This is a genomic window from Mycobacterium sp. E1386 (assembly GCF_001672745.1).
Lineage (GTDB): Bacteria > Actinomycetota > Actinomycetes > Mycobacteriales > Mycobacteriaceae > Mycobacterium.
Map to the genome: position 1 here is coordinate 20,621 of NZ_LZKH01000145.1, position 15,954 is coordinate 36,574.

The window sequence follows — 15,954 nt, forward strand, 5'->3', positions numbered from 1 at the left end:
CTTAAGATTCGACGCCCGCGATCGCGCCCCTGCTCGTGATCCAGCGTTGCAGTTCGTCCGGCGGCAACGGCTCGCTGTGCACGAACCCCTGGGTGATGGTGCAGCCGTAACCGCGCAGCGCACTCAGCGTCTCCTCGTCTTCGACCCCCTCGGCGACGAGGTCGGCGCCCAGGTTCTGCGCCAAGTCCACGGTGGACTGCACGATGGCAACCGACCGCGGGTCGTGGGCCAGCCGCGCGACGAATCGCCTGTCGAGTTTCAGCTCGTCGACCGAGACATCCTGCAGGCGCGCAAGCGACGACCATCCGGTGCCGTAATCGTCCAGCGAGATACGAACGCCGAGCAGCTGCAGGGCGGCGACGGTGTTGCGGGAGCGCTCCGAGTCGACGAGCGCGCTCTCGGTGATCTCGACGATCAGCGCGTCGGGCGGTAGGCCGTGGACCCGAAGCAGCCGCTCGATGGTGACGGCGAGGTCGAGGTCGAGCAGGTTCGTCGTGGACAGGTTCACCGCAACGGTCAGCGGAATGCCGTCGTCGCGCCAGGACCGGATCTGCTCGAGCGTGAGGTTGATGGTGCGATTGGCGACCGTGCGCATCAAACCGGCGCGCTCCGCGGCAGGAAGGAATTCCTCCGGCAGCAGCAACCCGCGGGTGGGATGCTGCCAGCGCAGCAGCGCCTCGACGCTGTGGACGCTCCCGTCGCCGGCATTCACCTTGGGCTGGTAGTGCACCGTCAACTGGTCGCCATCGATCACCGCGGCCCGCAGCTCCCCGACGAGGTTGGGGTCGTGGTCCCGGTCGATCTCGAAGGCGGACTCGTACACCGCGATCCTGCTGAGGGCGGACCTGGCGTGCGGGATCGCCGCCTCGGCGCGGTTCAACAGCTCTTGCGGATGGTCGCAATGGTCGGGGTAGAGCGCGATGGCGATGGACGCATCGATCTGCACGCTGATGGCATCGAGTTCGAATGGGATGCTGACGCCTTCGAGCAACCGGCCCGCTTGGGCGCGTGCGGCGACGAGATCCGATCCCTCGCCGAGCAGGATGGCGAATTCCTCGTCGCTCACGCGCGCGAGCAGATCATCGCGGCGAACGCTGTGCGCCAGTCGGTTTGCGATGTGCCACACCAGCTCGTCGCCGAAGTGGCGACCGACGGAGTCGTTGATCTCCCGCAGCTTGTGGAGATTCAGCAGGAGCAGCGCACGATTCGACGACGTCCTGACGGATGACGCGGAAGCCGACAGCTCGGTCAGCGCCGTCGCCAGTGATCGCCGATTGGGCAGGGCGGTCAATTCGTCTGTCATGGCCTGCTGGTGGCTTTCGGCCAGCATGCTGATGTCCCGGAAGGTAACCGAGAATCGGGCGGCGACCGCGACGAGGCTCAGTGCGGCGAGCGTCGACGCGAGCCGCGAATCGTGCCCAAGGATGGCGACGCCCAGCGCTATGACGGTGCAGGTCACCGGAACCGCGTAGGAGGCGAGTCCGCGCCGCGGCGTCGGCGCCGCCGACGACCCACGCGCCCAGCTGGCCATCGCCACCAGCAGCGAGGAAGCCGGCCAGAGCGCGTCTAGGGTGGTGCCGACCCGGTATGAGCCGTCCGACGTTTGAATGAGGTAGGCGGTGTCGGCGACCGCGAAGCCAACCAGCCCGACCACCAGGAAACCCCAGCGAAACTCGCTGCGCCAACCGAGGATCGGCAGCATGCCGACTGCCAGCGCCAGCAGTACCAGATCGCCCCACGGATAGATCAGGCCCACCAGCACGGTCGCGGGCGCTTTTGCGGCGGCGGCATGCATGGGCCCGGCCCGCAGCGCCGCGGCCAGTGCGGCGACGGCCAATGCGCACACCAGGGAATCAACGCGGATCGGCATCGGCACCCGCTTCAGGCGCGATCGCATCAGCAGCACAATCCCGGCATAGACGAACGGATAGAACGCCAGGTATTCGGGATCGGCAACCGAGGGTGACTTGGCGTTCGGGACCCACACGGCATAGACGACGTCACCGAGCGCCGACAATGCCATGCCGGCCGCGATCAAAGACCACGCAAGGCGATCGGCCTTGAGGCGGTATGCGCGAACGGCGATCAACCCGGCCGCCAGCAGGTTCAACGCCGAGTAGAGGGATTTGGCGAAGAAGACGCTGTGGCCGGCATTCGGGTAGATGACACTGGTCGCGGTGAAGGCGATCACGCCAATCATCAAGAGGCCCAGGGCAATCCGGATCGCCATCGGGGGCCACCGGATGCCGTCGATACCTTCCTGGGGTTGCACCGGTCTCGACGCCCCCACGTCGGCGGCGCGCCTGAGCATCGGTGCGGCACTCGGCTCAGCGACCTCCGCTGCCGCCGGGGCGGGCCCTGCTAGTTGCGCGGTCGAGAACGAGAGGGACAGATCCGGCACGAAGCTGCGAACGCATTGGCCGCCTTCGCGTTTGGCGGTGTACATGGCCAGGTCGGCGTGCCTGAGGAGCTGCTCGACGCTGCAGTCCGACGAGGCGGTGGCCACCGTGTAACCGACGCTCGGCCGGACCGGTATAGGAACGCCGTCGACGACAATCGGGGCGTTGAACGCCTCGAGAACTCGACTCGCCGCCGCCTGTGATTCCTCGATTGACCCCTCGATTAGCACGGCGAACTCGTCACCACCGAGGCGAGCCGTGACGCACTTGTCATCCAAGGCGGCGGTGAGCCGCCCGGCGACCCGGATCAGCAATTCGTCACCGGCGGGGTGGCCGAGGGCGTCGTTGACGGATTTGAAGTTGTCGAGATCGAGGCACAACACCGCAATGGGCGTAATTTCGCAGCATTGCCGGGCGACGGCCTGCTCGAGCCGATCGAGGAAGTAAGCGCGATTGGCCAGGCCCGTCAGGCTGTCACGGAACGCTTCCCGCGCAACCTCGGACAACAACCTCTGGTTTTCCATCAGCATGACGAACTGCCGGACGAGCACCGCGGCCACCAGGATTCCGAGCGCGATCAGCAGGGGTCCGTGCGCCATCAACCTGACCGCGCGGGTCAGCCCGACTGCGGCGGCCACCAGCAGCGGCAGGTACGGCAGCCATAGCCGGGTGCGCGACCGTATTTCGTCGTCACGCGTCCCCGGCGCGGGCGCCTCATAGACGCTCGACAGCGCGGCGAGCGCGATCATGGCGAGCCCACCCACTCTGCCGAGGTCCACGAGATCGCTGACCTGGTAGCTGCCGATCCCGCTCTTGAACACCATCGTGATGTCGGCGATGCTGATGGTCGTCACGCCCCCGGCCAGCAGATTGCGGCTCGGCGGGTCGCCGCGACGAACCCGGGACAGCATCAGGATCGAGGTCGTCAGCAGGAGAACGTCGTTGAAGACTTCGGCGATCGTCGTCGCCTGCGAACCGCTGTCCTCGCGCAGTTGCTTCTCGAGGACGAAGACCCACGACACCACGAACAGCGACGTCGCCACGATGAGGCCGTCGAGCACCAGTCGCCGCGGGCTCTGCCGCGAGAAGCGCGACAACAGCACCAACGATGCGTAGGCGCCGAACGGCCATAGCAACAGCACGATCTCCGCGGCCGCGGGATGGGTGGCGTGGGCCAGTTTCGGACGCACGTCGTATACGGCCCAGATGACCTCGCCCGCCGCCCAGCCCAGCTGGGCCGTCATCATTGCCAGCCATCCGGCCCGGTGCCGGCCGGCCGCCGACCGGGCGGCGTAGCCGGCACACCCCGCCCCGAACAGCAGGCAGACCGCCAGGGCGATTTCGTCGACGGGCCGGGTTGCGTAGGCGCCCTCCCAGCCGCCGATCGAGGACGCCACCACCAGCGCGGCGGCCACACCGTATGCACCGGCGAAGAGCCAGCAGAGCCGCGGGGGCAGCCTGAATCGCCGCCAGGGGTTTCCCGCCCACGGTCTCATACCCGCTCCAGCCGATCCCGCGCCGTTTGATGAACCATCGAGGCGTTCACCGCGCGCTAGTGGAGAATAAACCTCCGCGTCGGCATCAGGGTCAACGTCGCGTGAGTACCACGACGGGAATCGGCCGCGAGGTCTTCTGCTGGTAGGCCGTATACCGGTCGCCGTTGTTCTTGTTGACGATCTGCCACAGCCGGGGGTAGTCGGGGTCGTCCGGCAGCACCGCGCGGGCGGTCACCGCCAAACGCTTTGGCCCGACGTTGATTTCCACGTCCGGATGCTTGCGCAGGTTGTGATACCAGCCGGGTGCGTGCGGGTCGCCGCCCTTGGAGGCGACGATCAGGTAGTCGTCGCCGTCGCGGGCATAGGTGAGCGCCGCTGTTCGCGCCTGGCCCGTCTTCGCGCCCACGGTATGGAGTAGCAGGCTGGGTATCAGCAGCATGCGATGACCGATCCAGCCGTTCGTCCGGCGATAAACGGTGTCGTGTACGCGCAGAACCTGAGGCAGCAACCGCTGCTCGACCCAGGACGGAAGTGCCATCCGCCCAGTATTACTGGCTGGCGTCAATGCGGGCCAGGGCCGAGCGCAAGATTTGCGCGGTGGCGTCCCGGTCGGGATCGCGCCGCAGCAGCATGCCCTTGGCGACCGACAGCTTGTCGCCGTTGCGCCGGGGCAGTACGTGCAGGTGGATGTGGAACACCGTCTGAAAGGCGGCGCTGCCGTCGTTGATCGCGATGTTGGTCGCGTCGGCCAACTCCGTCGCGCGGGCGGCGCGGGCGATCCGTTGGCCGATGGTGACCATCCCCGCCAGCGTCTCCGGCGGCGTGTCGGTGAGATCCACGCTGTGCCCCTTGGGGATCACCAGGGTGTGGCCGCGGGTGAATGGGCGGATGTCGAGGATCGCCAGGTAGTCGTCGTCTTCATAGATCCGGATCGCCGGGGCCTCCCCGGCGACGATCGCACAGAACACGCAGGACATGTCGCCCACGGTACTGGCCGGTCCGGTGCGGGGGATACGCTGCCGCAGTGGACGCTCGCGACGTGGCCTTTGCCGGCGCGGCCGCTCAGGCGAGAATGCTGGCCGACGGCGAACTGACCGCGCCCGAGCTGCTCGAAATCTATCTGGAACGGATCGCGCGGCTGGACAGCCAGTTGCGCTGCTATCGCGTGGTGCTCGCGGACAGCGCGCGCTACGAGGCCGCCGTCGCGCAGGACCGCCTCGACGCCGGCGAGCGGCTCCCGCTCCTCGGGGTGCCGATCGCGATCAAAGACGATGTCGACGTCGCCGGCGAGGTGACGACCTACGGCAGCGGCGGACATCGCCCCGCCGCGACCTCCGACGCGGAGGTGGTGCGGCGGTTACGCGCCGCGGGCGCCGTCATCCTCGGCAAAACCAATGTGCCCGAGCTGATGATGTTCCCCTACACCGAATCGTTGACGTTCGGTGCGACCCGCAACCCCTGGAATCCCCGGCGCACTCCGGGCGGCAGCAGTGGCGGTAGTGCCGCCGCGGTGGCCGCCGGGCTCGCTCCGCTGGCGCTGGGGTCCGACGGTGGCGGGTCGATTCGCATCCCGGCGATCTGGTGCGGCCTGTTCGGTGTCAAACCTCAACGGGATCGGGTGTCGTTGGAGCCGCACGACGATGCGTGGCACGGGTTGAGTGTCAACGGCCCGCTCGCCCGGTCGGTGCTGGACGCGGCGCTGTTCCTCGATGCGACCTCGACCGTTCCGGGACCCGAGGGGGAGTTCGCGGCCGCGGCGACCCGTCACCCCGGCAAGCTGCGAATTGCCTTGAGCACCAAGTCGCCAACCCCGCTGCCCGTCAGGATCGGCAAGCAACAGCTCACGGCGGTCGAACAGGCCGGCGCGTTGCTGCGCGACCTGGGTCATGACGTGATCACCGCCGACCCCGACTATCCGCCGTCGGCCATCATGACCAATTACCTGCCGCGCTATCTGCGCGGTATCAGTGACGACGCCGATTCACTGGCTCACCCCGAACGCCTCGAAGCGCGCACCCGCAACCTGGCGCGCGCCGGCTCGTTTTTCTCGGATCGCCGGATGACCGCCCTTCGCGACGCGGAGCCGGCGGCAGCCGCCCGGATCCAGGCGATCTTCGACGACGTCGATGTCGTCGTCACGCCCGGCAACGCGACGGGCCCCTCCCGCATCGGCGCCTACCAGCGCCGCGGTGCGGTGTGGACGCTGCTGGCGGTGGCGCAGCGGGTGCCCTACCAGCAGGTCTGGAACCTGACCGGACAGCCCGCCGCGGCCGTGCCGTGGGACTTCGACGGTGACGGCCTGCCGATCGCCGTGCAGCTGGTGGGCCGGCCGTACGACGAAGCGACGCTGTTGTCGCTGGCCGCGCAGATCGAATCCGCCAGGCCGTGGGCACACCGGCAACCGCCGGTGTCATAGCTCCGCTGAGATCTCGCGCCACGCGGCCAGCTTGGCGTCCGGCCGGACGGCGTGGGCCGGGCTCGTCGACGGCAGCCGCCGGTACACGACCCGCTCGTCGACCTCGGCGAGCCTGCGATACAGCTCCGCGGCCTTGGCGCCGTTGAAGTAGACCCGCGCGATCGTCGGGTACCGCGCGAACAGTTCACCGAAGTCGTTGACCACCAAGCTTTTCGGCTCGATTGCCGCATCCGCGCTGCCGGGGCGACGGCATGTGCGCAAGACGTCCCAGAGGGCCACACCCGCCGATTGCAGCGCGGCCAGCCGTGTTTCGTACGGCGCGGCCGCGTCGAACCCGAACAGCTCGCCCATGATCGGCCAGAACGCATTGCGTGGATTGCCGTAGTACTGACCGAGCGCCAGCGATTGCGCGCTCGGAAACGACCCCAGGATCAGCACAATCGCGTGCTCATCGACGATCGGCGGGAACCCCCGTAGCAGTGGTGTGCTCATCGCTTCCCATCATGGCTCGCGATCGGCGGCGTCCCCTAGCGCCGACCCGCTTCGCCCGGCTTTGCCGAGCTCGCGATCGGCGCGCGTTGTACGTTGGCGAAGTGGACGAGGACCTGCTCGACGGACTCGAGGGCAGCGCACGCGCCGAACGGGCGGAATTGGTGGAGTGGCTACTCGAGCAGGGCATCACCCCCGAGGAGATCAGGACGACCAACCCGCCACTGCTGCTGGCAACCCGCCACCTCATCGGAGACGACGGCACCTACGTGTCGACCCGAGAGATCAGCCAGGCGTACGGCATCGACCTTGGGCTGTTGCAACAGGTGCAGCGCGCGATCGGTCTCGCCAGAGTCGACGACCCCGATGCCGTCATCCACATGCGCGCCGACGGTGAGGCCGCCGCCTACGCCCAGCGTTTCGTCGAGTTGGGCCTGGATCCCGAGCAAGTGGTGCTGGTCGTCCGGGTGCTCACCGAAGGCCTGTCACGCGCCGCCGAGGTCATGCGCTACACCGCGCTCTCGGCGATCATGCGGCCCGGGGCCACCGAGCTGGAAATCGCCAAGGCGTCAAAGGCATTGGTCAGCAAAATCGCGCCCGAACTCGGTCCGATGCTTCAGCACATGATGTTCATGCAGCTGCGCCACATGATGGAGACCGAGGCGGTCAACGCCGCCGAGCGCGCCGCCGGCCAGCCGCTGCCGGGAGCGCGTCAGATCACGGTGGCCTTCGCCGACCTCGTCGGCTTCACCCGGATCGGCGAAGCGGTATCGGCGGAGGAGCTGGGTCACCTGGCCAACCGGCTGGCGGTCCTCGCCCGAGACATCACCGTCCCGCCCGTCCGGTTCATCAAGACGATCGGCGACGCCGTCATGTTCGTCTGCCCCGACCCGCTGCCGATGCTCGACGTCGTGGTGAAGCTCGTGGACACCATCGACACCGACGCCGACTTCCCGCGGCTGCGAGCGGGCGTGGCCTCTGGCATGGCGGTGAGCCGGGCCGGCGACTGGTTCGGCAGCCCGGTCAACGTCGCGAGCCGGGTCACCAGTGTGGCGCGCCCGGGCACGGTGCTGGCGGCTGACTCGGTCTGGGAGGCGATCGGCGAGACCGGAATATTCGACGGGTCGTTCGCCGGCGCCCGCCGCCTCAAGGGCATCAAGAACGAGGTCAAGCTCTTCCGGATCCGCCGCGGAGACGGGTCTGGCGGCAGCGACTGACTGGGAGACCTGCGGACATGGGCAGGCCCGGACGACTCTAGGGGGCGTTGGGCTCCGTCATGCGCGGGTCCTACGCGGCCGGTTTTCTACCCTGACATCCGGCGCTTGGGAATTGGTCGTTTCCGGGCCTGCTTCGCTACCAAAAATACAACTTTGAACAGCCCATATCAACGGGTTCTCCGCACTTGACGCACCATTCGCGCGCGGCCCGCCGCGGCGCCGCGTTCGCCGGCGGTGAACGCCATTCCATTACGGGTGTAACGGTGTAATCATGTAATTATGAAATCTCACCACACGCACGGCCGGCGCTACGGCCGCCCCGGCGGCTGGCAGCAGGCTCAGCAACCCGACGCGAGCGACGCCGCCGAATGGTTCGCCGGGCGCCTGCCCGAAAGCTGGTTCGACGGCGACCCGACGGTCATCGTCGACCGCGAAGAAATCACGGTCATCGGAAGACTGCCGGAACCGCAGGGCTCGGAGAAAGAGACCGAGGCCCGCGCGGAAGGACGTGCATCGCGGTTCCGCGAGGAAACCCGTTCGGAGCGAATGCGCATCGCCGACGAGGCACAGGATCGCTACGGCCGCAAGGTCTCCTGGGGCGTCGAGGTCGGCTCCAGCACCGGCGCGGAGCGAATCCTCTTCACTCACATCGCAGTACCTGTGATGACGCGCTTGAAGCAGCCGGAACGGCAGGTGCTCGACACATTGGTCGACGCCGGTGTCGCCCGGTCCCGCGCGGACGCGCTCGCGTGGTCGGTCAAGCTCGTCGGCGAACATGCCGAGGAATGGTTGGCCAAGTTGCGTAGCGCCATGTCGGCGGTCGACGACCTGCGCGCCGAGGGCCCCGACCTTCAGTCGTAATTCGAAGCCGCAGTGCGGCAACGAATTTGGATCCGCTCAGCCACCGTAATTGGTCCACCACGTGTGCAGGTCCTCGATGGCCGGGGGATCCCCGTAGACGTCACAGAGCATGAGTTTCGCCTCGTTGGTCCATATCACGTTGGGGTGGTTCTTATAGGTGCCGCAGGCGATCATGCCCGCGGTCACCGACGGCGTGCTGTCGTGATGCCAGCCGTCCGGTGATGCCCCGGCTCCGGGGCAATTCATCAGCTGCACGGCGGCCACGTCGTCGTCGAACGCCTTCTTGAGCAGGTCCGCATTCGCGAACAGGCCGTAGACCCCGCGGGACGGGCCGCCCTGATTGGTGTTCTGGTCGCAGTCGACCATAGCCAGCGCGTTCACCCAGATGCTGTTGGACTTCGGGGTCGCGGGCGTGCAGCTGCCACTGGGATACCCGGCGGGCAGCATGCCCAGCAGCTTGCTCTGCGGGTTGGCGGGCCGGGTGGTTGTCGTGGTGGGGACGGTCCTGGTGGTGGTGGTGGTCGTCGTCGACGTGCGGTTGGCCTGCGGGTTGCCGTCGTCGCCTCCCATGAAGATTGCGATGCCCACGGCGGCCAGGACGACGACGATCACCAGCGCGGCGACGGCCGCGACGATGGGCCAGGGGTTGCGTCGCCTCGGTGGGGGCTGGTTCCAGGCGGGCGGGCCGCCGAACTGTTGTGGGGCGCTGCCCCAATTGGCGTTGGCGGCTTGGTAATAGGGGGGCGTGACCGGGGGCTGGGCGGCGGCCGGGATGGGCCCGCTGTCGGGCCGCCAGGGCGGAACGCCCTGCGCGGGAACAGGAGTCGAGCCGGGCGGCAAATGGGGCGTCGGTGAGTTCTGGCCCGGCGACGGTGGCGGGGTGTTGGCCGCCGGGTGCGGCGGCGGGGGAGGCGCCATGACGGTGCCCGGCAGGGTGGCTTCTTGGCTGCGGCGCAAGATCGTGTCGGCGTGGTCTTGGTCGGGGTCGCTGAGTGCTTCGTGGGCGGCCAGGGCCAGGTCGCCGGCGCTGGCGTAGCGGTCCTCGGGCTTCTTGGCCATCCCCCGGGTGATTACCGCGTCGAAACCCTTGGGGATGCCCGGGCGCAGCCCGGTGGGCTGGGGGATGGGGTTCATCGTGTGGGCGGTTACCAGTGCGCCCGCGCTGCTGGATGTGTACGGCGGTGAGCCGGTGAGGCATTCGTAGAGCACGCACGCCAGGGCGTAGATGTCCGCGCGGTAGGTGACTTCGGCGTTGGAAAACCGTTCGGGCGCCATGTATTTCCAGGTGCCGACCGCGGTGCCCAACTGGGTGAGCTTCTCATCGGTGGTGGCGCTGGCGATGCCGAAGTCGACCAGATAGGCGAAGTCGTCGCGGGTGACCAGGATGTTCTGCGGTTTGACGTCGCGGTGCATCACCCCGGCGGCGTGGGCGGCATCGAGCGCCGAGGCGATCTGGGTGATGATGGCCACCGCGCGTGGCGGGGCCAGCGGGCCAAAGCGTTTGAGCACACTGTCTAAGTCGGTGCCCTCGATCAGGCGCATCTCCAAAAACATCTGGCCATCGATTTCGCCGTAGTCGTGGATGGGCACCACATGCGGCTCCTGCAAACGACCGGCGGTGCGAGCTTCGCGTTTCATCCGCTCCCGGAACACCGGGTCCTTGCTGAAGGTCTCCGAGAGCAGCTTGACGGCCACCGTCCACTCCTTGACGGTGTGCTCGGCCTCGTAGACCTCCCCCATTCCACCCCGGCCCAGCAGCCGCTTTAGGTGATAAGGCCCAAACTCCGTCCCCGCCCGCGAGGCCTGCTCGTCACTCATCGCCGATCCTTCACACCCAGCCACCACGCCATCGAGACCCAACAATTGCCGGGCACACGGGTCAGCCGCAACCCCCTGACCCAGCAACCATGACCGTAAGCCCCCGCCCAGCCCGACGCACGACAATCAACCGATTTAGCCCGGGGCGCTGTCGTCGTCCGCGGCGATCTGAAACGTGAATTCGTGGTCGCAAATGCGGACGTGGTCGCCGTCGCGCAGCGTGGCGGCGGAGCGGATCCGCTCGTGCTGCACATGCACCCCGTTGGACGAGCGGAGGTCGTTGATGATGAAGCTGGTGCCCGTGTCGACGATGACCGCATGGTGGCGGCTGACTTTGGGGCTGTCGAGGACGATGTCGTTGTCGCTGAGCCGCCCGATCCGGGTCGCCGCCGCTCGCAGCGGATAGCTGCGTCCCGAGGCCTCGTGCAGATAAGCGATGGCCTGCTGGCCGGACACCATCGTGTGCTGCTCGAGGACCGTGACCGTGTCGACCGCGGCGGTCTTGGCGGTTCGCTTCACGTCCAGCGGTTCTTGGCGCAGGATCTGCTCGTTGAGCGACCGCAGTGTCGGTCCGGGATCGATCCCCAGGTCGTCGGCGAGAGCGGTCTTGACGCGGCGGTAGGCCGCCAACGCGTCGGATTGGCGGTCGGTCAGGTAGTAGGCCGTGATCAACTGGGCCCACAGCGGCTCGCGGTAGGGATGTTCCGCGGTCAGCGATTCCAGCTCGGTGATCACGGCGAACGCACGCCCGCAGGCGATTTCGGCCTCCGCCTTTGCGCCATGGACCAGAATCTTTTCCTCGACAAGGGAAGTGGCGAAGGTGTCGACGAATCCGAACTCGCGCAGGTCCTCGAGCACCGGCCCCCGCCACTGTGCCAATGCCGCGGTCAAGTGCTGGCTGGCCTCTTCGAATCTGCCGGTGGCGGCGGCGTGCACGCCCGCCGTCTTTTCGGCGATGAACCGCCCCAGATCGCAAGCGTTTTCGGCGATGTTGAGCCGGTATCCGGGAGGCGCCGCCGCCAACACCGCACGCGGGTCGATGCCGGCACCGCTGAGCAGCTTACGCAGGTTGGACACGTAGGAATGAATGCTGGCCCGCGCCCCCGACGGTGGCTTGTCGTCCCACAGGGCCGTGATGAGCCGGTCCACCCCCACCGGACTGTTCCGGTTCATCAGCAGCATAGCCAGCACCGCCCGCTGTTTGGGGGTGCCCAGGGGCACCAGCGTGCCATCGACGCTCATCTCCAGCGGTCCGAGCAGGCCGAGTTCGAGACGCTTGTCCACCATCGGTCCTTCCGGTCACTACCTTCGCCATTGTGCTGCAACCCTCACTGGGCCGACGCAATGACACTAACTTTTGGCACCGGCAGTGAAATGCGTTCCCCGCGACGCGATTGCGGCCAAGCCGTGCCGTGGGATCTCGCGCTATGCCCGTGTCATCGCGTAGTAGGCGCCTTGACGGGCCAACAGCTCGGCGTGACTGCCTTGTTCAACGATGCGGCCCGCCTCGACCACCACGATGCGGTCGGCATCGCGGATCGTCGAAAGCCGGTGCGCGATAATGAAGCTCGTCCGGTCTCGGCGAAGCTCGGACATGGCCCGGGCGATGAGCGCTTCGGTGCGGGTGTCGACCGAGCTGGTCGCCTCGTCCAGGATCAGTAGCTGTGGCCTGGCCAGGAATGCGCGCGCGATGGTGATGAGTTGCTTCTCGCCGGCGCTGATGTTGCCGCCCCCGCCGCTGATCCGCGTCTCGTAGCCCGCCGGCAGGGTGTGCACAAACCGGTCGACGTAAGCCGCCCTGGCGGCCTGCACCACCTCGTCCGCACTGGCGTCGGGCCGCCCGTATGCGATGTTCTCGGCGATCGTCCCGTCGAAGAGCCAGGTGTCCTGCAAGACCATGCCGATCCGGGACCGCAGCGACTGCCTGTTCACCGTGGTGATGTCGATCCCGTCGACCAGGATCCGGCCGGAGTCGACGTCATAGAACCGCATGAGCAGGTTCACCAACGTGGTCTTGCCGGCACCGGTGGGTCCGACGATCGCCACGGTGGTACCCGGCTCGGCCACCATCGACAGGTCATGGATCACCGGGATATCCGGGCGGTAGCCGAAGTTCACGTGCTGGAACTCGACGCGTCCCGCCGGCCGCGCGGCGTCGCCGTTGGGCGGCGCCAGGGTGGGTGCCGGATCCGGCGGTTCCTCGGGCTCGTCAAGCAGATCGAACACCCGCTCAGCGCTGGCCACCCCGGACTGCAGGGTGTTGTACATCCCGGCCACCTGGCTGATCGGGGCGTTGAACTGCCGGACGTACTGGATGAACGCCTGGATACCACCGAGAGTGATGTGGCCGGTGGCCACCTGCAGGCCGCCTACCACGGCGACGACCACGTAGCCGAGGTTGCCGATGAACGCCGTCGCCGGGGCCACCAGGCCGGAGAAGAATTGAGCGCCGAAGCTGGCGTGGTAGACGTCGTCGTTGCAGTCGCGGAAATGCTGGCGCGCCGCGGCCTGGTGGCCGAACGTCTTGACCACCGTGAAGCCGCTGTAGGTCTCCTCGATGTGGGCGTTGAGGCGACCGATGCTGGTCCACTGCGCCACGAACAGGCGCTGCGCGCGCCGCGCTATCGCGCGCGTCGCCATCAACGACAACGGCACCGTCACCACCGCGATCAGCGCCAACAGCGGCGAGATCGACACCATCATCGCCAGTACCGCCACCACGGTCAGGATCGACGTCACCAGCTGGCTGATGGTCATCGACAGCGACGACTGCACGTTGTCGATATCGTTGGTGACCCGGCTCAGCAGCTCGCCGCGCTGGCGCCCATCGAAGTACGACAGCGGCAGCCGATGGATCTTGTCCTCGACATCGGAACGCAGCGCGACCATGGTGCGTTGCACGGTGACGTTGAGCAGCCGCGCTTGCGCCCAAATCAGCAGCGCCGAAATGAGATACAGGCCCAGCGCCAGGACCAGGGTCCGCGCCACCGCGCCGAAGTCCACTCCTTTGCCCGGCACCACATTCATCCCCGACAGCAGGTCTGCGAAGGTGCCCTCGCCCCGGGCCCGGGCCGCGGCGACGGCCTGCGCCTTCGTGATGCCCGCTGGGAGCTGTCGGCCGAGCATGCCGTTGAACAGCAGATCCGTGGCATGCCCGAGGATTCGGGGGACGACGACCCCGATCACCGTCCCCGTGACGCCCAGCGTGATCACCGCGGCGCTCAGCCGGCGTTGCGGCGCAAGCCGTTTCACCAGCCGGGCGGCCGAACCCCAGAAGTCGCGCGACCGCCCGGCCGGGGCCGGGGTCACCCCTCGGGTGGCCGTGACGGTCATGGGGCGCCCCCGGCCTGGCCTGAGCGCAATGCGCTCACCGACTGCGAGTCGGCGAACTCCGCGTAGGTGGCGCAGTCGGTGACCAGCGATTCGTGCGTGCCGGTGCCCACCAGCTTCCCGCCGTCGACGACGATCACCTGGTCGGCCTGGGCGGCGGTCGAAACCCGTTGGGTGACAACGATGACGGTGGCCTCGCCCGCTACCTGCTTGAGCGACGTCCGCACGCGCGCGTCGGTGTGCACGTCGAGAGCCCCGAACGAGTCGTCGAAGAGGTAGATGGTGGGGCGGCGGATGACCGCGCGCGCAATCGCCAGTCGCTGCCGCTGACCGCCGGAGAAGTTGATTCCGCCCTGGGCCACCCGCATTCGCAGCCCGTCATCGTGTGCGCGGACGAATCCATCGGCGTCGGCCACCCGCAACGCTTCCCACATCTCGTCGTCAGTCGCGTCCGCCTTGCCATAGCGCAGGTTGTCGGCCACGGTCCCGGAGAACAGATAGCCGCGCTGGGGAACCAGCCCGATCGCGGACCAGAGCCGCTCTGTGTGGTAATCGCGGACATCGACGTCGTCGATCAGGACGGCGCCGCCGGTCACGTCGTAGAGCCGGCAGATCAGCGACACCAGCGTCGACTTTCCCGAACCGGTGCTGCCGACGATGGCCGTGGTGGTGCCGGGCAATGCCGTCAACGAAATGTCCTGCAGCACCGGGCTGTCGGCGCCCGGGTAGGTGAATCTCGCACCCGCCACGCGCACCACCCCGGTGATCCCGCCGGCCGGGAACACCGGCCGCGGCGGGTCGGTGACCGCGGACCGGGTGGCGAGCACCTCGGTGATTCGTTCGGCGCACACGGACGCTCGCGGGAGCACCACCAGTGTCATGGTCGCCATCAACACCGCCATGAGGATCTGGGTGAAGTAGGCCAAAAAGGCGGTCAGCGAGCCGACCTGCATTTGGCCGCGATCGATGCGCAGTCCACCGAACCAGATCAATGCGACGCTGGACACGTTGACGGTCAGCGTGGTCACCGGCAGCATCACCGCCTGCCAGTTGCCGGCGGCCAGCGCCGTGTTCGACAGGGCGGCGTTGGCGCGGGCGAATCGGTCGCGCTCGTAGCCTTCGCGGGCGAAGGCGCGGACGACCCGGACACCGGAAAGCTGGTCGCGCATCACCCGATTGATGCCGTCGATCAGGCCTTGCATCCTGCGGAACAGGGGCAGCATGTGCGCCATCACCCAGTAATTGGCCACGGCCATGATGGGAACGCTCACCAGCAGCAGCCAGGTCAGCGCCGCCTCCTGGTGGATGGCCATCAAGATTCCGCCGACGCACATGATGGGCGCGGTGACCAGCACCGTGCTCGATATCTGAACCAGGTACTGGATCTGGCGGACGTCGTTGGTGCTGCGTGTCAGGAGCGTGGGTGCGCCGAAGCGGGCGGTCTCGTGCTCGGAGAAGGTGGTGATGTGGTCGAACATTGCGGCACGCAGGTCGCGACCGAAACCCATCCCGGTTCGTGAGCCGAAGTAGACCGCCGCGACCGCGCACAACGCCTGCAACCCGGTGACCGAGAGCATCACCATGCCGAGCCGGACGATGGTGGCCGTGTCGCCCTTGGCGACGCCCTCGTCGATGATCGCGGCGTTGACCGTCGGCAGGTAGAGCGAAGCCAGCGTGCTGGTCAGCTGGAGCGCCATCAGCACTGCGACCAGCCGCCGGTACGGCTGGATGTACTGGCGCAGCAGTGCCAGGAGCATTTCGTAAGGGTCGCATACGGCGCGTCCCGCGGTGGCCAGCAGCCACCGGATGGCCCAACCCGCGTGGGGGCGCCTGAAACGCCTGCTCAGGCGCGTCGGTGGTTGACCCGCTGAGCTGCCGCTACAGTGCATCGTGTGGACCGGCAGCAGGCTGAGCAGAAGCAGGGTAGC

11 protein-coding genes are annotated in these 15,954 nt (G+C 67.7%); 3 read left to right on the forward strand and 8 right to left on the reverse strand.

The window, feature by feature from the left end; translation table 11 throughout:
- Position 1 precedes the first annotated feature (1 nt).
- From A5709_RS15240 to A5709_RS15250, 3 genes are all read right to left on the reverse strand, one after another.
- Positions 2–3,895 (reverse strand): bifunctional diguanylate cyclase/phosphodiesterase, encoded by a 3,894-nt coding sequence (locus tag A5709_RS15240; RefSeq protein WP_082974044.1) that lies wholly within the window; start codon positions 3,893–3,895, stop codon positions 2–4.
- 91 nt (positions 3,896–3,986) lie between these two features.
- Positions 3,987–4,433 (reverse strand): nitroreductase family deazaflavin-dependent oxidoreductase, encoded by a 447-nt coding sequence (locus tag A5709_RS15245; RefSeq protein WP_068120567.1) that lies wholly within the window; start codon positions 4,431–4,433, stop codon positions 3,987–3,989.
- Positions 4,434–4,443: 10 nt separating this feature from the next.
- Positions 4,444–4,872: an HIT family protein gene (locus tag A5709_RS15250; RefSeq protein ID WP_067949382.1), complete on the reverse strand. Its 429-nt coding sequence runs from the start codon at positions 4,870–4,872 to the stop codon at positions 4,444–4,446.
- A 47-nt stretch (positions 4,873–4,919) separates the two neighbouring features.
- On the opposite strand from A5709_RS15250, the gene A5709_RS15255 reads away from it, so the two are divergent.
- Positions 4,920–6,311 (forward strand): amidase, encoded by a 1,392-nt coding sequence (locus A5709_RS15255; protein ID WP_082974046.1) that lies wholly within the window; start codon positions 4,920–4,922, stop codon positions 6,309–6,311.
- Here A5709_RS15255 and A5709_RS15260 read toward each other — a convergent pair.
- Positions 6,306–6,803, reverse strand: a complete 498-nt coding sequence (locus tag A5709_RS15260; RefSeq protein ID WP_068120569.1) for a DNA-deoxyinosine glycosylase — start codon at positions 6,801–6,803, stop codon at positions 6,306–6,308. The genes A5709_RS15255 and A5709_RS15260 overlap by 6 nt on opposite strands.
- 86 nt (positions 6,804–6,889) lie before the next feature.
- Between A5709_RS15260 and A5709_RS15265 the strand changes: the two genes are divergently transcribed.
- Positions 6,890–8,017: an adenylate/guanylate cyclase domain-containing protein gene (locus tag A5709_RS15265; protein ID WP_068120571.1), complete on the forward strand. Its 1,128-nt coding sequence runs from the start codon at positions 6,890–6,892 to the stop codon at positions 8,015–8,017.
- Between the two features lie 279 nt (positions 8,018–8,296).
- Positions 8,297–8,878: a hypothetical protein gene (locus A5709_RS15270; protein WP_067949374.1), complete on the forward strand. Its 582-nt coding sequence runs from the start codon at positions 8,297–8,299 to the stop codon at positions 8,876–8,878.
- Positions 8,879–8,914: 36 nt separating this feature from the next.
- Here the strand turns inward: A5709_RS15270 and A5709_RS15275 are convergent, their stop codons facing one another.
- The 4 genes from A5709_RS15275 to A5709_RS15290 form a co-directional block, all read right to left on the reverse strand.
- Positions 8,915–10,696: a serine/threonine-protein kinase gene (locus A5709_RS15275; protein ID WP_067949372.1), complete on the reverse strand. Its 1,782-nt coding sequence runs from the start codon at positions 10,694–10,696 to the stop codon at positions 8,915–8,917.
- A gap of 135 nt (positions 10,697–10,831) precedes the next feature.
- Positions 10,832–11,983, reverse strand: coding sequence for an ATPase/transcriptional regulator EmbR (gene embR, locus A5709_RS15280; RefSeq protein ID WP_067949369.1), 1,152 nt, complete (start codon positions 11,981–11,983; stop codon positions 10,832–10,834).
- A 138-nt stretch (positions 11,984–12,121) separates the two neighbouring features.
- The gene (locus A5709_RS15285; RefSeq protein WP_067949367.1) at positions 12,122–14,029 is read right to left on the reverse strand and encodes an ABC transporter ATP-binding protein; all 1,908 of its coding nucleotides are present in this window, start codon (positions 14,027–14,029) and stop codon (positions 12,122–12,124) included.
- On the reverse strand, positions 14,026–15,783 hold the full coding sequence (locus A5709_RS15290; RefSeq protein WP_068120573.1) for an ABC transporter ATP-binding protein: 1,758 nt from the start codon (positions 15,781–15,783) through the stop codon (positions 14,026–14,028). The genes A5709_RS15285 and A5709_RS15290 overlap by 4 nt, the downstream gene beginning before the upstream one ends.
- Positions 15,784–15,954 lie beyond the last annotated feature (171 nt).